Genomic DNA, 18,600 nt, shown 5'->3' on the forward strand with positions numbered 1-18,600 from the left:
GCGGCAATCAGAAAACGACGAAGAACTTGTCAGCGGCAATCAGCGTGATAATTTGATCCCGACCGCGACCTAAGAATCTCATCCAGATTGTCGCAACCGTCTCATCCTGATCGCCGCGCTATAGCCTGCTTGCACCTGGTATCAATCAGGGGCTTCCTCATGTTCTAAATTTGGGGAAGCCTGGGCAGTATAAGGGCTGACCGTGGTACCGGCTTTCAAGAATTTGATGTTTTTAGCACCCCAACCCTAATCAAGGTCCGAGAGCCATGACGTAGTCGGAGCCTCCCCGGTTCGGACATCTTTATAGGTCGAGCGAATCTTATTCAGCACCGCCTCGTCATCCGAATCGATCTCATAGAACGTGCTATCGACCGCCCGAATTACCACCCACGGCTTGTTTGACTGCGTGGGCGCCGAGCCGACAAACTCTCCCCAGATAACCTGCCGTGTGTTCTCGGCTATGGTGACTAAATCAGAGCCCGAAAGCTCGCCATCGTCTTGCGCCAACCCCTCAAGCCATTCGCCCCCCTTCACCGGTAGCCCCAAACCACTCGTGCCCGGGCTTTGACGACTTGACTGTCGAGACTACCCAGCGTGCTTCTAAAGAGCGAGGGGCCAAAAGTCGCAGCAAGTCTCTGAGATCAAGCGCAAGAACGCGATCTTTGAGATCATAGACCCGAAGTGCCGTCATGATGTCCGCCCGGTCGCATTGGCAGAAACACTTTGTCAACAGAACCTTAGGTTTGGAGATCGATATCTTCTACAACCGCCGCAATTTCTCGTTTGCCGAACAGCAGGAAGACTATTTCGAAGATCATCCGTTCGGCATCTACGATACCGTGGGCCGTCACCCCGCACCCCAATATGTTCGACGGCCGATCAATGAAGACCCGAGACGCACCCCTTCAATGCTATTGGTAAGTTTTCGGGGAAGCCGCGCTCACCTAACGGAGGTAGGTTGGGGCATGTCAACGCGCCTCCGCTATCTCATGCTTGCCTTTACGTTTTCAATTGCCATTTGGGCTGGAATAATCGTGATCGGGGTGAGGCTCGTCGGGAACTCGGCGCCTGGCATTGACAGCGGGAATGTCGCCAGCACCCGGCCAGAAAACTCATCACCACCCTGACCAGTGGCGAATTAGGTTTTCTGCCTTGCACCCAACGAAAAAAAGGCAGCCAGAAGCTGCCTTTGAGAGTGGATGCTGTTTCAACGAGAGCTCGAGTCGATCAACGTCATGTTTCGGGAGCCGGGAAGCTCCTTGCCGCCAACCTCATGAGGCGGCCCCAAGTTGGGTTTACCTTTGACCCACGCCTCTTAACGCAGGATTAAGATCGGAAGGCCAGCTTTTGCCTACTAAGGCGAGACGAATCGATTGGCGACTGGAAATTGATCCCAAAAAAGAGTCCGCAGAGGCGGGCAGATGATGCAGACATTTGATGGGTAGAACCATGCAATAGACGAACCTCTGCGGCTAAGGTTCCAATGGACCGGTTCTTAAGGGCCGGGCGCGGGAGCCGCCACCAGAAGTATCGGTGTGGGTATGTTCCTCACCAGTAGTAGGAGTCCTCATCGGCGCACGTTTCTGGTGTCCAGAGCTCGCCATGCAATTCCTGCCACCAAAGTTTCGCGACCCGTGCGCAGTATTCTTCCGGGACCATCGCAAATGGCCTTTTCCCCGAGCGACAGTGAAGGCGAACACGATCTTCAAATCGCTTGCAGAATTCTTCTTCGGACATTGCCGCAACTGCAGTTTTGTACAGGCTCGACCGTGGCGCCAACCGCCGTAAAGGGCCCGGCGCTACTTTACTCCGCATAATCATTGCAGGCATTTACTTGTGTTCCTGCCTACACCTCCCGAGGGTATGGGAGCTTAGCCAAGGACGCCAGCGCTCATGACCATACATGGGTTGTTTAAAGGATTGGAGTGCGCTCCTCGTGGACGCGGCATTCGTTTTTTCTAAAGCTGCCTTATTCGCCCGCTCGCGCAGAAACTTGGCCCTGGCGAGATGATGCATAATCATCCACAGCCTACGGTCGGTACGCCAGTGGTGAGGCTCTGATCGTCGAGCATATAGTCGAGGGTTTCTTGTGCAAGACAGCTGGCAGCGGTTGGGTCTTTAGTGTAGTGCGTGGCCATCCTGAAAAGCATCCTACTCACATAAGACCGATCGTCGCGCATGTCCCTTCTCCCATTCTTCGCAGGCGGTAGCATTATGCTCTTAGCCGCGAGCGCCTACGGATTGGATACCGACGATTTAATCCTACTCCTGGTTGGGAGATGAGTCGATGCGTCAACGGTAATTCCCAACCAAGGGCGCGCCTCGGAATTCAGTCGACGCGCCCGATGCGGATACGCTTCCGCGTCGATTGCTCTTCGACGTGTGCTTCCGGCTTTTTCAAATGCCGATCGGATCGATTAAGCGCCACTCGCGTGAACCGAAGCACAAATTGCACGCACTGCAGAAATATCAATGGAAGGTTGCCGGTAAGCTTAGCAAGTAAGCTTGACTTTCGTCGCCTCTAACCAAGCGACACCAACGCCTATACAGGGCGGAATGTTAGCGGGTAAAAAAAGCCCGCATGGCTGGGCCTATGCGGGGTTAAGGTTGGGTCGGTGTTTCACCGAAATCGCTGAGACGACAGGCGGCGACCCCGTCCAAGCGACCCCAGGAAGATTGTTTGATATTATGATAGATGGCAATTCGTCCCGCCGGAGTACCCCTTTTGAGAAGGCTCTGGGTGCCGACCGCAGGTAAGCCCCCCGGCGCAGCAATCCAGATACCGCCATCAAATTCGGGGCTGGATTTCTTGGCCCGCAATCTCCATCTCGATAAAATCAAGTCAGGCGAGGAGGCCGTCATGGGAGAGCCTGCTGGAAGCGCCGGCACGAGACTGCTTGTCGAGTTTCTCGTACCGGAAAAATTATGTCGCGCGGTGATGATCTGCGAGTGCTGCCGTAGACCGAAAAGCGCCAACGATTTCGACGAGGAAGGCTTCGGGATCTGCGAGGAATGTCTGCGATCCGACGCGCTGATATTCGACCCCGACACCGCGGCACGAAGGTACTGAGACGCCGCCATTGATAGGCGGCGCTGCTTCGGATGCGGCTCAGACGGTGCCGCCGCCTTCCTCCGCCTCGATCGTCACGGCGACTTTTGCACACCGACAGGCGAAATGGGCCATTCTCCACTCGGCCACGAGGCTCACGTCGGTGAAGGCGATGACGTCCGCATGTTCCTTGATTTTCGATTGGTCGATCATATCCTCGTCCTTCGCTGCGCGAGCATGGCGGGCGAGATCGCTTGATGCGCCAGTCTGGACATCGTCCGGCGGTGTATCCTTCTTCGTCTTCAGGAACCCTGGCCATTGTACGAAGTTCTCCCGCTTTAGGAGGAGCCATGCGGAACACTCAGATCATCAATTTGGAATTTCACGTTCTTTGGCGCAGCCCCGTCTTTGTCCGGATGGGGAAGGGTCCCCGCGAGCGTGTCGACGGACCGGACGTCGCGCTTGGCATACTGTTGCGTCGCTGGCCTGAAACGAGCAGCCGACAGTACCTGGAGGCCAAGCGCCGCTGCCTGGATGCGCTCGTCCGGCATGGTAGCGCCGAGGTCGCCCGGGAACGGTTCGTGGAGGCGGCGATCGCAACCCGGATTTTCGCGTAGTAGCCCTGAACTTCATGGATCCGCCCTCCTTCAGCCACCTAAACAAACTAGGGACTCTTGACATGAGCACCCCACGAAGGACGCGCTGAGGATGGCGCGCGCTGCCGCTGCCCAAAACCACGAAGTCCGCTAGAAGCGCAGAAGGAAGGTGTCTCGAAGGGAACGCGGTGAAAGCCGTCAAGGAAGAGGGGGTGAGCCAGACGCTTTCGGGTGTGGGTGCGTTTGGCGCCCGGCTCCGCTCACCATGGGAGTGAGCGAATTGGAAACCTGCATGGGGCGAGATTGTGCCATGTCCGATCAGCCCAGCAGCCCGAGGGTGCGATAACGTGCAATAATCGCATTGAGGCGTTCAATTTCGCTATCGAGCCGAGCGACTTCAGCGGCGTTTAGATTTGCGCTTCCATAGGCGCGGAATTTTGAATCCAATAATTCCTCGATCTCCTGCCGCAGCAACTCGACATGCTGGGTAACGGCGACAGGGGTAGGGGCGGTGTCGCGGGGAGCGGGAGGGTTCATTTGCTCTTCAAATGTGCGCACAGTTCGAAAGATGCCCGGCAGCGGGAATGGCGTGAGGTGACAAAGTTACAGCTTTACCTAGCACTTGTGCGTCTGCATTCAAGGTTCAAGACTTACACTCCGCCAAGAGCGAAAGTTAGGTCGTCAGTGGCACGAGGTCAGTTCCCAAGCGTCGGCGCTCAAGTTGACACTCCTTGAATGAAGTGGATCGAGAATCGAAGCCAAAGATGCGCGACAGTGGCGCGACCTTCGTTCTGGACTTCGATCGACATGACACCCCCGTTCTGGAGCGGGATGCCGTCCGCGGCCATTTCTGCGAGAGCAGATTTTTGCGGCTTCAATTGCGCCGATCAAATCATTAAATTGGTACGGCTCTTCATTGACGAAGTCCCCGTCGAGATCATGACTGAGGAAATAAAACCCGGCCATTTTGGTCTCCACTCACCTTGCGTGAACCTCCAACTTCTGAGGCCTCGAAAAGTTGCGGCGACCAATGCGCGCTCGGTCCTCGCGGCGATCGTTCCGCTGTTCTAATAGTCAGTGGCGGCCTTGCGGCAGAAGGAGCCGGCAGAGGGGTACAAAGCGGGCTCCGACGAGCTAGATGAGGGCTGTTCTACGCTCCTCGCAAGAACAAACCACGGGCTTCCAGCGCTCGCTCACATACATCGGGGATAGCGAGTCAAATCGGCTAACGCACCGGCTGTACGCCATCCGTTCGATGAACGTTCTACCTGTCGCCCGTATACATAATTTAGATATCAGCCAAGGTATAGCTTGTGCGACCCCCTCAGGTGATCGCAGCGGTCATGGCCAAAATCAGAAGCTGACCTTCGTTCTTTATGCGTTGCTTGTAGAAACGAACGATGTTCGCGGCGAGGAGGTCATTTCTCTGGGTCCCTTTGATCTCCGTCTCGTCGCGTATCTGATCGAAGACTCTCTGACAGAGAGTCAGGTCATCCGAAAACAACTGCAAATCGCTGGGGCTGATATGGTCTCTGACCATTGCCTTCTTTCTCGGCCGCTTTGTAGCTAAGCGCGCGACCGGGAGAATATGCAATAGGCGATGGAAGGGAGGGCGAGTGTCGCACCGATGATCTGCGCCAGGGTGCAGGTGTTTCTATTTCCAGTTGGGCTTCTATGTTGACTATCTGAATTCCCGATTCGAAGGAGAATGGTTTGCCCAAAAAGCCGCCCCTATTGGCTCAACTTGCAGGCATAGGGCCGGGCCTGTCGGTGAATGGCGCGCGCGAGCAGTTCGGGGCTATTTGTTATCGGCTGAACAATGAGACGAGAGCGCTCGAGGTGCTCCTGATCACGACGCGGGAATCGCATCGCTGGGCAATCCCGAAAGGCTGGCCAATGGAAGGAAGAACCGGATATCAGGTGGCCGAGCAAGAGGCGCGTGAAGAGGCCGGCGTATCGGGGAAGGTGTCGAAGAAGCCATTTGGTTATTTCACCTATCTCAAGTCACTAAGCGACGGCGAGAGGGTGCCCTGTCTCGTCCAGGTCCATTTGCTGAAGTTTGAAAAAGCGTTGGATCACTATCGGGAGAAGGGACAGCGAGAGATTTTGTGGTGCTCGTGCTTCGAGGCCGCCGTCAAGGTGGGGGAGCCAGAGTTGAAGCGGCTGTTCCGGCTGTTGCACGACCGCAAGAGCAAGATACGCCCGTGACATGACAACACGATCAGGCGGGAAAGACAGTCACCGGGAAAGGGGTCGCTGCCCCAACTCAATACCCGAGGCAGCGGCCCTACTCTTGCCACCCCCTGCGATAGCTAGAGAAGATATAGTGCCGGAAATCACGCCGTCTTGCTATCGGACCTAGGTCTGATCGAGATGGTCGACCAGCCTCAGCCGAACCACCCCAGCGCTCTGGAAACCTCGATGATTAGCCACGCGAGACCGAGGACCCAGACCACCGCGATCGCGATCATCAGAACAATGTCGAGGATTGTCTTGGTCATGTTTGGGAGCTTAGTAGAATTGGAGGCACTGAAAACGAGCCAGGCGTCTCTCGAATGGATGAACGCCGACGAGAGGCCTGGCCCGCGCCTGAGCTTGCTTTGAGAATTTATTGCAAGGACGCTTTTGGTAGATCCGTAACGATCGTGAGCCCATCGGCTTTCCATTCCTTGCTGACCTCCGCCCTTAAAGTCTGCGAGATCATCTTTTCGAGCCTGCTTCCAAATCCAACTGTGGCAGCAGTTTGAGGCAATAATCCCGGCAATCGCTCTGCCCAAGTTATCCTGACCATCTCGCTATCGGCAGCAACAGCCACCTTGAGCTTCCCGCCTTCGACCGACAGCGCTCCATATTTTGCGGCATTGGTCGAGAACTCGTGCAGCAGCAGGGATAAACTGGTCACCTTGTTCGCGGCGACGCCAACATCGTCGCCTTCAAGATCCCAACAAGCTGTTCCGCCGTCATAAGGAGCGAGGATCAGTGAGAGCAGTTGGAACAGCGTTGTCGATCGCTCCTGGAACGCATCATCGCCCGTGAAGCTAGGCAGCGTCATCTCATGCGCTTTCGACAGCGCCACCAGTCTGTCTCTCATGCTTCTGGCGAGACCGTCGGCCGTTTCAGCAGAACGGGCGGCGAGTGAGATAATGCTGCTGGTGATCGCAAACAGGTTCTTGACGCGGTGATGCATCTCCCGGAGCAGCAAGTCCTGCCGTTCGGCAGCGCGTTTGCGCTCTGAAATGTCACGAGCAATCTTCGACGCGCCAATGATTTCGCCGCTGGCATTGCGGATCGGAGAGATCGTCAGCGAGACGTCGATCAGGCTGCCGTCTTTCCGGCGCCGGACCGTCTCGAAATGATCGACCCGCTGGCCAGCATGAATCCGGGCGAGGATCGCCGGCTCTTCATCGAGGCGCTCCTCGGGGATCAGTATCGTAATGGGGCATCCAATGGCCTCAACCGAGGTATAGCCGAAGACTCGTTCCGCCGCCTTGTTCCAAGTTGTGATGACCCCGTCCAGGCTTTTGCTGATGATCGGGTCATCCGAAGATTCGACAATCGCAGCAAGAAAGGCTGCAGCGTCGTGTCGCAGTTGCACCGCGGTCGCCGAGATTTCGGTTCCCGGCAGCTGATCGTCGTGGCTCAAGTCGATAGAAGAATCCTCCGATATCTCGGTCATGTTCCCCACCCGCGATTGTAAAAAATAGAACGCACTTTTGAAAATTCCACAATTTTATCCTAAAAAATTCGCGCGCCAGCCTTCTTTGAGACTAGCTCGCAAAATTGTCTATCAGACAGGAAGAACTCCACCGGCTACTCTCCTGACAAATGTTGCGGAACGACCCTCAAAGTGATTCGTTGAGTTGCGTCCATGCAGGGGTTCCAGTATGCCGCCTAAGCCGGCGCAGCCGCTCGTCCACAGCGATGCGCCTCTCAAGGGCGGTGTTCGTCGTCGCCCAGACACCCGGCAGCTACGGCTCAATGCAACTTTCCCAGACGAAATCGATATTTTCGCTAGCGTGGATTGCCCTAAATCAGCAGTGGAGAGGGTGCGCTAACCTATTGACATTTGATTCGAATTTGAGCGCAACGAATCATCTGAGGCGCCGTTGACTCGCGTTAGTTGTGAGTCGGAGGTACGGGCATGGCATCAGGGCATCGCGCACAATGGAAGGGATTCCTGAAGGTCGGAGAAGTCACCTGCGGCGTGGCGCTCTACACTGCGGCATCGACCTCGGAGCGGATCACGTTCAACACCATCAGCAAGGCGACCGGCAACCGCGTCAACCGCATCTTCATCGACAGCGAAACCGAGGAACCTGTTCCGAAGGAGGATCAGACCAAGGGCTTCGAAATCGACAATGGCCAATACATCATGATTGATCCGGAGGAGGTCGCGGCGGCAATCCCCGAGAGCAACAAGACATTGGAGGTCGAGGCCTTCATTCCTTGCTCGGATGTTGATGACGTCTTCTTCGACAAGCCATACTACCTCACACCCGACAGGGTCGGCGCGGATGCCTTCACCGCGTTCCGCGACGGCATGAAGAAGGCGAATGTCGCCGCCATCGCGCGCACCGTTCTCTTCCGCCGCATGCGCACCGTCCTCATCAGACCGCACGGCAAGGGACTCGTGGCGACGACGCTGAATTTCGATTACGAAGTACGCTCTTCGAAAAAGGCTTTCGAGGAGATGCCGAAAATCAAAATACGGGGCGAGATGCTCGATCTTGCCAGGCACATCATCGGCACGAAAAAAGGCGAATTCAAGCCTTCCGAATTTGATGATCGCTATGAGGCGGCCGTCGCCGAGCTGTAAAGGCGAAGATTGAGGGCAAGGCGCTTCCAAAGAAGAAGCCAGTCAAGGTCTCCGAACCGAACGATTTGCTCAAGGCTCTGCGCGAAAGCGCCGGAATGCTAAGTGGCGGACCTGACAAGCCGAAACGCACCGCCGCTAACGCGAATCCCGGTTCTAACCCCGAAAAGGCTCGCCGGGTCTCGCCGAAGTCTGCGGCGGGTGCCGCGTCGCAGCGCAAGGCCAGCTGAGGAGGTGGATCATGGCTCCGCGCCCATATTGGAAAGGCTATCTAAAGCTCAGCCTTGTGACATGCCCAGTGGCTATGATGCCGGCCACCAGCGAGAGTGAGAAGGTCCGTTTCCATACACTCAACAAGACGACCGGCAACCGGGTGGTGTCGCAATATGTGGACTCCGTAACCGGCAAGCCCGTCAAGGAAGAGAATGAAGCCAAGGGGTACGCCCGCGGCGAGAACGACTACGTCATCCTTACGGACGACGAACTGGACGCCGTCGCGCTGGATACCGTCAAGACGATCGACATCGATAAATTCGTGCCGGCTGAAAGCATCGACTGGATCTATCTCGAAAAGCCTCACTACCTGATGCCTGATGATCCCGTGGGTTATGAAGCCTTCGCCGTCATCAGGGACGCCATGGCTGCCGACCATGTTGTCGGCGTTTCCAAGCTGGTGGTGGGCCGCAGGGAGCGCGCAGTCGTTCTCGAGCCCCGTGGTGAAGGTATCGTTCTATGGACGGCGTTGGTGCGCGGATCGTTAATGGCATTGTCGTAGGTGATCGGCAATCGCAATAACCGGTCTTCGTGACAATGCCTTTCAAGCACAATGCCTCCCGCCGCCATCGCATTGGCAAGATGAAGTTCAAGGTCACGAACTTGGCGGAATACGAGGCAGGCCTTCGTCGGCGCGGAAGTTTGACGCTTTGGATGACGCCGGAGGCACTGTCGTCCTGGCAGGCGCCGAAGCGGACGACGGGTGGCGGCCAGCCGCGCTACTCCGATCTTGCGATTGAGACTGCGCTGACGCTGGGCCTCGTATTCGGCTTGGGGCTTCGGCAAACGGAGGGTCTTCTGGTATCGGTGCTGGAGCTGATGAGCCTGGATCTCGCTGTTCCCGATCACACGACGCTAAGCCGCCGGGCAAGCAAGCGACGATTGCCGAACAAGCGGCAAGATGATCGCGATCGCATCCCGGAGAAAGGAGCCGTCCACGTCCTTGTCGATAGCACAGGGTTGCAGATCTACGGTGCGGGCCAGTGGCTGGAGGAAAAGCATGGCACTAAATTACGTCGAAACTGGCGCAAACTGCACCTGGCGCTGGATGCTGACAGCGGCGAGATCATCGCGCACGTCATGACCGACCAGGATGCCGGCGACGCCTCGCAGGTCGAGGCGCTGCTCGACCAGATCGATGACCCCATCGACCAGTTCACGGGCGATAGCGCTTATGACGGCAACCCCACCTATGGCGCCGTCACCAAGCATAGCGCCGGCGCTGCGGTGGTCATTCCGCCACGCGCCAATGCGGTGGAACGGCCGGACGCCGATCCTTCGAGCCAGCGAGACCGACACATTGCGGCGATCAACACCGCTGGCCGAATGAAGTGGCAGGTCGCGACCGGCTACGGAAAACGATCCCTGGTCGAGACCGCGATCGGTCGTTACAAATCGATCATCGGACACCGGCTGCGGGCGCGCTCATTCGGAGCGCAGCGGACGGAAGTCGCCATCGGCTGCTCGGTCCTCAATAGAATGATGGCATGCGCACGCCCGAAATCCGTCCGCTGCAAGACTGCAACGCCGTAGCAACAGCATCAAAGACGGAATGCCGTTCTTTCAACGACCCGCGCACCAAAGCCTTGCCGCAGCAAAGGCCGAATTCAGCCAGAACCAGAAAGCCGAACCCGAAAGCGCCGCAACGACCGCAAACAGCAGCACACTGGTCAAGGCAGTTCGGCGTGCCGCGTCCTTCCCGGCCGGTCGTACTGATGCTTGGTTATCGTCGTTCATCGAAGGGTCTATCGAAGGTAGGTTGCCCATTCGAGCACAAGCAATACCAAGCTCAATAAGCAAAGTGATGAGGTTGAAATGCAATTATCACTAGCGTCGCCCCTAAGGCCGCACAAGACCGGATTGTCAGAATCACGAACGATTTATCGCGCAGGACGTGCATTTGGTGCAGATTTCAGTTTCACTTCATTTAGGCATCATTTTGAGATCATTTTGGCTGATTTGTTGGCGTCTACACGGACTGCCGGGTCAAATTTCTTTTGTCATCACGTTTTTTTGATGCGCGTGTAAATCTCCTATGGGTTGCATCTACCATGAACCGGACCCGAGCTTCGATCGCGGGTCGATCGTCAGCCAAAACGGCTAATTCATCACGATTAAATCGACCGTACGACGCAATTGCGCAGCCGCTGTTGAGTAATCGAAGCCCTCCTGCGTCCAATCAGAGTAGCACACTACGAAACGACATTATCGCTTGACGTGTGTGGCTGGGTGACAATGCCCACTTGCGCAAAGCGATTCACTTTGTCTTCATCTCCGTAAATTGAAACCGAGGGATGAGAAGCACTGATTGCTGTTACTTGCTTTTTTGGAAGGTTTTTTAGAACTCAGCCCTGAGATGTGAGCTTTGATTGAGGAGTGCCGAGTTCACATTTGGCTCGGTAAAACGCAGATTTTTAAATTGCCAAACATGAGAACGAGCCAGACGGTATCTTGAGAGCCGGCTTGCACGGGGGGATAGCGTTGTCTTTGAAGTCTTTCAACTCCGATCAGCTCTCTGCCGTCAAGCGAACGGCATCGTGGGAATACGAGCGGTTTTGCCAACGTGTGCGAATCGTCGAGGATGACTGTCAACCACCACGTCGACGAGCCGTTTGGGCATTGGTATCAATTTGGTTCTTCGCAAGTTTTTTCAGTCAGGCGCAAGCACAACCGATAGAGGCTCCGTTTGATGTTCGCCATAACGCCATTGGCGACGAAATTCGAGGCCCACAGACTATCACCTTGAAGACGATTGCGCCGCGATTGCAATACCTTGTTGAACCGAGCTTAAGTTATGTCGTTACGCAGTTGCACTCTAGTCCCGCGCTGGCCGCATTCTCGGGCTTTATTGACAAGGGATTCTATCTCTTGAGCAAGGATGGCGCTGTTCCTGCGCCGGCCACCTCGGGCATTGAGCGGGACAACCAGCTTATGCACGCCTTTTCCCTCTCAACCAAAAGTGACGACCTCAACATCATTTTCGACGATGACGACGGCGCCGCGCATCGGCTAACGATCTCCCATAGCCGTAACGCCGCAAGCATAAGGTTGATGAAGGCTGTCACATCCAATCTTGCTTGCTTTAGCTATCCCGACCCGCTCCGCATCACTTGGGACAACAGTTCTTATGAGGCCGTCCTCGCGATGAAGGCCATCTACGCCGAAAACGACGAGGTACAAGGTGGTGATGAGCGGGGGTGTGCGGCAAGCCATGGCAAAACTGTGAATTCCCAGTATGCCGAGTTAGCAACTACCGGAGATATTCTTGTATCAAGCAGGAATTTATACATAGCAAGTCTGCATTCAATCTATGTTATTCCTCTGGGATATTTTAATCCAAACGCCAATCCCAATAATATAGTTGTAAAATTAGATGATCTATATGCTGCAGTAAGTAATGCAATCACAGGTTTCGAGCGCGGCGAGAATCTGCCGGCGGCCTGCGTCAAGACAGACATCGATTGCGCTCAAATTCTGTTCGATCACGCACTTAATACACTCACGGAGGGGCATGCGAAATGACGACCAACTCCATTAACACTGCACAAGTATCCGGTCTCGTCCTTTATCAGGTATCCGCGATCTTCCTTTACGCTGTCGGGTTGGGTTCTGAAGCTTCAAAGCCGGGTCTTGGTCTGGCGGGCTGGGAGACGGCCAGTGGCGATGGACAATTCAACTCAAACGGTGTTCCCATTCACCCAGATCAGATCAAGGAGAATTCGGGTTATACGGCGGGGAATCTTCAGTGGGACTTCGGGCAGCGCCATAATGGTGATTGGGCCGCGGGCTATCAAGCTTTTATTATTACGTTCAGTCTTTCGCCGGAGTGGAACGCGCTCACCGCTGATCAGCAGAACCAAATCCTGACCAGCCTTCCCATGAATGGCGATACTCTGAAGACGAGTGCAGCTAATATGCTCAATCAGGTCGAATTCGACGAGCTTGACGCGTTTCTAAAGACCCCGCTGGGGATCGACGCCGCAGCAGACCTGGACCAAACGAACATCTTGGTAACGTCGGCAAAAGGACTGGATTCGGCCAACATAGTTGCCGCTAATGGTGGAGACGAAGCTGCGCAGACAATGGCCGCTGTGGTTGGCTTAAAGCTATTCAATCAGGGTGGGATTAAAGCTTACAACGCATTTGAGCAGGATCTGCAGGATCAGACGATTAAAACGGCTGACGACATTCAGACCTGGGTGTCCGACAACTACACACCAAAGAGCGCTATCGGTACTGGAATCAGCAACGCGCTGGCCGCTGACAGTGTTTATAATAGTCTCGCGGTAGCGGCCGCTTTTTGTCTTTCTTCCATCGTTGCTGTAGTCGCAAGAGATATGGTGACCCCTGAGGGAAGCGAGGCGCCAGGGACGGAAGGTGCGCGCCTTGCTCCGCTCACATGGGGCGTAGGCAATAACCAAATTTCCGATGGGCAGAAAAGTTCCTCTAAAGCGCGGGGCGACCCGCCGGGGGTTTGATTGCGAAAGATGGAACCCCGAAACCATCATGGACGTTGTGTGACACCTGATCCGGCATTAGCCAGGATGGTCGTGGAGGTCGTCGATGGCAACACTGGATTCAAACGACAATCGCATTGCCCGTAGTCCGATAGTCGAGCCCTCGAAACCCAGACTCCTCGGCATCCTTGGTCCCGGCTTGGTCACCGGAGCTTCGGACGACGATCCGAGTGGCATCGCCACCTATTCCCAGGTCGGCGCGCAGTTCGCTTATGGTGCGACCTGGACGTTGCTGTTCTCCTATCCGCTCATGGTCGCCATCCAAATCATCAGCGGACGCCTTGGACGCACGACCGGGCGAGGCGTGGCCGGCAACCTTCGGAAATTCTATTCCAACTGGCTGGTTCTTCCCTGTGTCGGCGTGCTTCTGATCGCCAACATCATCAACATCGGCGCAGATATCGGAGCCATGGGCGACGCCGCCAAGCTCATCATCGGCGGCCCCTCCCTGATCTACGTCGCGGCCTTCGGCTTCGCCTGCGCCGCCCTGCAGATCTTCATGGAATACAAGCAGTATGTCCGGATCCTCAAATGGCTGAGCCTTGCGCTGCTGGCCTACGTCGCAACGCTGTTCGTCGTCAAAATCGACTGGACAGCACTTGGCATCGGCTTCTTTGTCCCAAGGATCGAATTCTCCGGAAAGTTCCTGACCGCGATCGTCGCGATCTTCGGCACGACGATCAGTCCTTATCTGTTCTTCTGGCAGGCGTCGCAGGAGGTCGAGGACCTCAAGGAGAAGCCCGAGCGCGATCCCTTGAGGGACGCCCCCGAACAGGCGGCAGATGCCAATCAACGGATCAATCTCGACACGATCGCTGGCATGGGCGTCTCCAACTTTATCGCCCTGTCGATCATGGTGACCGCGGCAGCGACGCTTCATGCCCACAACATAACCGACATCAACAGCTCGGCGGATGCGGCCAAGGCGCTGGCACCGGTTGCCGGAAAATTCGCCGAGATACTCTTCGTCATCGGCATCGTCGGCACGGGCTTGCTTGCGGTTCCCGTGCTCGCAGGCTCCGCGGCCTATGGGCTGGGCGAGGCGTTCCGCTGGCCGACGGGCCTGGCTCGCAAGCCGCAGGACGCCAAGGCATTCTATATGACCATCGCCGTCGCGACACTCGTGGGCGCAGCTTTGAATTTCAGTGGCATCAATCCGATCGATGCGCTCTTTTGGAGTGCCGTCATCAACGGCGTGGTCGCTGTGCCGATCATGGTCGTCATGATGATCATGGCCGCCAGCGAGCAGGTGATGGGCGAATATACGATCGGCATCTGGCTCAAGGTCTTCGGCTGGCTGTCGACCTCCGCAATGACTGCATGCGCCATCGGCATGGGCGTGACGCTTTTCATCAAGTGACGTACGGCAACTGTCGGGTAGGTGTGCAATATTCGACGAGCATAATGCATGCGAAGTAAGGACAGGTGGACTTGCCGCGGGCATGCGCTATCTTCATGGTATCGTTCGCAGACTCAAAGGACGCGAACGGCTGAGAGATAGTCTGCTCTTGCCCCAGCCGGAGTTAGGCAAGTCCGCTTTAAATGGCAGCGACCTTCAAGGTCAGCCCGATGGAAATTATCCCACGCCGTTGGCCAGTCTGACAAAGGCGATCGCGGCAATGGGACGAGCCGAGACACCGGAGCAGGTCGTCGAGACAATTCGCATGGCAGCCCGCTCCCTCATCGGCTGTGAAGGAATTGCCATCATCCGCCGGGACGGCGACTACTGCCATTATATCGAGGAAGACGCGAGCGGCCCCCTCTGGAAGGGCCACAAGTTTCCTGCCTCGGCGTGCATAAGCGGCTGGTCGATGAATCGCCAAACGGTGGTTGTCCCTGACATATCGAAGGACTCGCGTATTCCAGGCGAACTCTATGCCGGACACCTTCGTGCGGGCCGTCGCGATGGCCCCTGTCCGGATCGAAGATCCGATCGGCGCGATCGGTGCCTACTGGTCACGTCCCTCACGCCTGCCCAGTGGGAAGTAGACGTTCTTGAGGCCCTCGCAGGGGCTGCGGCAACCGCTATCGAAAAGACGCGCGGCGCTCCGCACCCTTGCCGAAGCCGCGCCCAGGCCCCCCGACAAGCTGCCCGGCAGTGCCGATAATCTCGATCGTGACATTGAAAGAGTTCAAGGAATAGCGGCCGTGCCGACGATTCTGAACGTCGTGCTTAGCATGACCGGGATGGGATTCGCCGCGGTGGCTCGGGTGACGACATCCAGATGGATCGCCTGTCAGGTGCTCGATCCCGTCGGTTTCGGGCTTCAGCCGGGCGACGAGCTGCCGATCGAAAGCACGCTCTGCAACGAGATCCGCGATCATCGGCAGGTGATTGTCATCGACGATGCACAAGAAGACCCGGTTTACCGGAACCATCACACGCCTCGAATCTACGGACTTCGAAGCTATATCTCGATGCCCATCATCCTTGCCGATGGGCGCTTCTTCGGAACGCACTGCGCCATCGACGCCAATCCCGCAAAGCTGAACAATCCCGAGGTGCTTGGTGCCTTCAAGCTATTCGCGGAACTCATCGCTCATCATCTCGACGCCGACGACAGGCTCACGGCGACGCAACGCGCGCTTGAACGCGAGAAGGAGCTGTCCGAGCATCGCGAGCAGTTCATTGCAGTGCTGGGTCATGACCTACGCAATCCTCTCGCCGCCATCGACGCCGGGAGGTCCAGCTTGATGAGACAGGGATGGACTGAGCGCAGCCCCCTGATGCTCGGTCTCATGAAATCGAGTATCGGCCGAATGAGCGCGCTCGTCGACAACGTTCTTGATCTCGCCCGCGCTCGGCTCGGCGCCGGAATCTCGCTGGATTTGCAGGAACACGATCTTGGCAAGACGCTTCGCGAAGTCGTCGACCAGCTGCGGATCGCCAATCCTGATCAGAAGATTGTCCTCGATATCGATCTCCCATCTCCGGTGGCCGTCGACCTTCTCCGGATCGCGCAGATGTCTTCCAATCTGGCTTCGAATGCGGTGACTCATGGTGCCGAGGACCAGCCCGTGCGCATCAAAGCGGAGATCGAGGGCGGGCATCTTGAGATCTGCGTGATAAACGGCGGCGCGCCGATCGCTCCCGAAACGGTCGGAAAGCTCTTCCAGCCATTCCGCCGCGGCGACGCGGCGTCTGACACACAGGGACTCGGTCTCGGGCTGTACATCGCCTCGGAGATTGCCAAAGCGCATGGCGGTACAATCGACGTGAGGTCGGACGAGATGGAGACGTGCTTCTCGTTCAGGATGCCACTGGCCTAATCGCTATCGGCATTGATCGTCCGACCATAGTTTCGGGCGGGCAGAACTTCGCTTCGTTACCTTAAGGATGTCTAATTAAGGTCATCTGCTTGTTTAAATTCGCAGCAAGCTATCTTCACCCGTATGGGCCAACCGGATTCAATGATGAGAATTCTTATAGTCGAAGACGAATTTCTGATCGCAATGGATGTCGAGGACGCTGTGCGCTCTTTGGGTCACTATATCCTCGGTCCGGTCGGAACGCTCGACGATGCCAAGGCTGTCGGTTCCGATGCGGACGTCGCGCTTGTTGACGTACGGCTGCGGGATGGGGTCACCGGGCCTGCGATAGCAGACCATCTTCATGAAAGGGGCGTGACGGTCATATTCACCACAGGAAACCCCGAAGCAGTCATCGACTCGAAATCTGCGATCGGGATCCTGCCAAAGCCGTACGATCCTCATGCGGTAAATAGCGCCATAGAGTATGCCGTGTCACGAAGGGAGGGGCGCAATCCGGCTGTCCCTCGTGGGATGCTCAAGCTTTCTCGGGCGTGAATGACCCGTGGCAACCCAGCCTTTCAACTGAGGGAAATGGAAAATGCCAGGAGCGTAAACATGAGCCCAACACACACGGGAGGATGTCGATGTGGTGCAGTCAGGTTCGAAGCAGGTGGGGAGCCGATTTGCGCAACATACTGTCATTGCAGTGACTGCCGACGGGCCAGCGGTGCGCCGCTCTCGGCATTCGTTGGATTCCTGACCGACAATGTCCGTTTTCACGGGAGCAGGGGAGCATCCTACGGAAATCATCCCGTTCAAAGAAGCTTCTGCTCGGCTTGCGGCGCACCCATCGCCTATGTCGACGCTCGCCTGGAGGAGCAGATTTTCTTCGTGCTCGGCGCGATGGACCGTCCTGAACTGTATCCACCCACGGTTCACGGATACGTTGGCGAGCAGCTTCCGTTCCTGCACATAAACGACGGACTGCCGCGACCCCAGAAGAACACCGTGCCCAGACCTCCTGGCGCCGATTAACCTCGGTACTGCGCCTTAGCGATGCGAATTGTGTCTCCTCCGCAGCGCGGGAGAACCCTGCGCCAAGAGCGTGATGACGCAGGCGTGCCCTGCTACTTCTGCCTAGGCTGCTTTGGGTCTGAACCTGCTGCTACCTGTCGCCCCTCCCGGTATGCGGCAACTGCCTCGAACAATGTTAGGGCAGCTTTTCGGACCTCCTCCTGGAACGCCTGGTCTCTTTCGTAGGACACGTGGTTGGTAGCGTAGGGCTCGCAGTAACCGCACGTGGACCTACCATGTCGCTGAATGCGATCTTTCTGGCGCCCCCGCCGAGAGTGCGAGAAAAGTCCTGCAGTTGATGGGCGAACTCGGTGACTGGGCAGCCGGTGAGATTTTCGCACGCCATCGCCGCGACGAGGAGCGGCTCCGAATGGGGGCACTTCGATCTGAAGCCGCAACTGACGCCGTCGCAGATGTTGGTCGGGATTCTTAAGAAGCAACCCGGTCCGTCCCTTGGAGAGATCGCCGACGGCACGGGTCTGACGGGATCGGACGCCGCCGCGATCGTGGGCAGGCTGTGCGACGCCGATATCATAGTAGCGGGCCGCGTCGAAAACCGCTTCAACCTGAGCGCCTCCGAGAAGGCACGGTATGAACGGGCTTTGAAAGGCGAAATCTAGGTTTTCGGACGTTTCGTCTGCATATCTCCGACACCGTTTGATCCGGCCGCCTTCTCTGATTGGGAGAAGAAGGTCGATGAGGCGGTGTTCCGCTTGCACCTTCGCTGACCTGGAAACGCCTTGCAAAAAACAAGCGCCGGATTTGAAAAGGCATTTTTGAAAGAGCCGCAATGGGCTCGTCGACGTCTCTCTTGACTGGGCGTCGCTCAGGCGGCCGATGCGCGACCAATGACGCGGTGGCAGCGCTGCTCGTGCACGAGCAAGCGTTAATGGACCACCGCAGCTTTCTTCACCCGTTCAATAAGGGCCTCCACGGTTCCGATAAGGCATCCAGCCCGCCGCAAAATGAGGATGCCGTGCTCTTGTTTAGCGATCTCGTCAGAAAGCTCTTCCATACAGTATGCTA

Annotated in this window: 14 protein-coding genes and 2 pseudogenes; 13 read left to right on the forward strand and 3 right to left on the reverse strand. The window is 56.7% G+C overall.

The genetic code is table 11. The annotated features are described in order from the left end of the window. Positions 1-689: 689 nt before the first annotated feature. Positions 690-1,127, forward strand: a complete 438-nt coding sequence (locus DTW90_RS21410) for a hypothetical protein (RefSeq protein ID WP_149340773.1) — start codon at positions 690-692, stop codon at positions 1,125-1,127. Between the two features lie 1,982 nt (positions 1,128-3,109). On the opposite strand, the gene DTW90_RS37180 is transcribed toward DTW90_RS21410, so the two are convergent. Continuing rightward, positions 3,110-3,262, reverse strand: a complete 153-nt coding sequence (locus DTW90_RS37180; RefSeq protein WP_165928054.1) for a hypothetical protein — start codon at positions 3,260-3,262, stop codon at positions 3,110-3,112. A 137-nt stretch (positions 3,263-3,399) separates the two neighbouring features. On the opposite strand from DTW90_RS37180, the gene DTW90_RS21420 reads away from it, so the two are divergent. After that, positions 3,400-3,666 (forward strand): DUF982 domain-containing protein, encoded by a 267-nt coding sequence (locus DTW90_RS21420; RefSeq protein WP_132528698.1) that lies wholly within the window; start codon positions 3,400-3,402, stop codon positions 3,664-3,666. 297 nt (positions 3,667-3,963) lie between these two features. On the opposite strand, the gene DTW90_RS21425 is transcribed toward DTW90_RS21420, so the two are convergent. Continuing rightward, positions 3,964-4,182: a hypothetical protein gene (locus tag DTW90_RS21425; protein ID WP_132528699.1), complete on the reverse strand. Its 219-nt coding sequence runs from the start codon at positions 4,180-4,182 to the stop codon at positions 3,964-3,966. 1,176 nt (positions 4,183-5,358) lie between these two features. Between DTW90_RS21425 and DTW90_RS21430 the strand changes: the two genes are divergently transcribed. Beyond that, positions 5,359-5,853 carry an NUDIX hydrolase gene (locus DTW90_RS21430; protein WP_246665000.1) on the forward strand — a complete coding sequence of 165 codons (495 nt, stop codon included), beginning with the start codon at positions 5,359-5,361 and terminating at the stop codon, positions 5,851-5,853. Positions 5,854-6,253: 400 nt separating this feature from the next. On the opposite strand, the gene DTW90_RS21435 is transcribed toward DTW90_RS21430, so the two are convergent. Beyond that, the gene (locus DTW90_RS21435) at positions 6,254-7,288 is read right to left on the reverse strand and encodes a PAS domain S-box protein (protein ID WP_246665001.1); all 1,035 of its coding nucleotides are present in this window, start codon (positions 7,286-7,288) and stop codon (positions 6,254-6,256) included. 498 nt (positions 7,289-7,786) lie between these two features. On the opposite strand from DTW90_RS21435, the pseudogene DTW90_RS21440 reads away from it, so the two are divergent. The 10 genes and pseudogenes from DTW90_RS21440 to DTW90_RS21485 all read left to right on the forward strand — a co-directional run bounded on the left by DTW90_RS21440 (position 7,787) and on the right by DTW90_RS21485 (position 18,194). Beyond that, positions 7,787-8,688: pseudogene (locus DTW90_RS21440) on the forward strand (Ku protein). A gap of 11 nt (positions 8,689-8,699) precedes the next feature. Then, positions 8,700-9,197: pseudogene (locus DTW90_RS21445) on the forward strand (Ku protein); the annotation flags it as partial. Positions 9,198-9,268: 71 nt separating this feature from the next. After that, complete coding sequence (locus DTW90_RS21450; protein WP_149340779.1) at positions 9,269-10,264, forward strand: IS5 family transposase; 996 nt, start codon at positions 9,269-9,271, stop codon at positions 10,262-10,264. A gap of 948 nt (positions 10,265-11,212) precedes the next feature. Next, positions 11,213-12,253, forward strand: coding sequence for a hypothetical protein (locus tag DTW90_RS21455; RefSeq protein ID WP_149340780.1), 1,041 nt, complete (start codon positions 11,213-11,215; stop codon positions 12,251-12,253). Then, positions 12,250-13,209, forward strand: a complete 960-nt coding sequence (locus DTW90_RS21460) for a hypothetical protein (RefSeq protein ID WP_149340781.1) — start codon at positions 12,250-12,252, stop codon at positions 13,207-13,209. Before DTW90_RS21455 ends, DTW90_RS21460 begins: the two co-directional genes overlap by 4 nt. An 85-nt stretch (positions 13,210-13,294) precedes the next feature. Further along, a complete protein-coding gene (locus DTW90_RS21465) occupies positions 13,295-14,608 on the forward strand; it encodes a divalent metal cation transporter (protein ID WP_149340783.1) in 1,314 nt (437 codons plus the stop codon). A 788-nt stretch (positions 14,609-15,396) separates the two neighbouring features. After that, positions 15,397-16,518, forward strand: coding sequence for a GAF domain-containing sensor histidine kinase (locus tag DTW90_RS37640; RefSeq protein ID WP_348642648.1), 1,122 nt, complete (start codon positions 15,397-15,399; stop codon positions 16,516-16,518). A gap of 144 nt (positions 16,519-16,662) precedes the next feature. Then, positions 16,663-17,055: a response regulator gene (locus DTW90_RS21475; protein WP_132528244.1), complete on the forward strand. Its 393-nt coding sequence runs from the start codon at positions 16,663-16,665 to the stop codon at positions 17,053-17,055. Positions 17,056-17,115: 60 nt separating this feature from the next. After that, positions 17,116-17,535, forward strand: a complete 420-nt coding sequence (locus tag DTW90_RS21480; RefSeq protein WP_149340785.1) for a GFA family protein — start codon at positions 17,116-17,118, stop codon at positions 17,533-17,535. 365 nt (positions 17,536-17,900) lie between these two features. Continuing rightward, complete coding sequence (locus tag DTW90_RS21485; RefSeq protein WP_149340786.1) at positions 17,901-18,194, forward strand: MarR family winged helix-turn-helix transcriptional regulator; 294 nt, start codon at positions 17,901-17,903, stop codon at positions 18,192-18,194. The last annotated feature ends 406 nt before the right edge of the window (positions 18,195-18,600 follow it).

The organism is Neorhizobium sp. P12A, assembly GCF_008365395.1.
Lineage (GTDB): Bacteria > Pseudomonadota > Alphaproteobacteria > Rhizobiales > Rhizobiaceae > Rhizobium.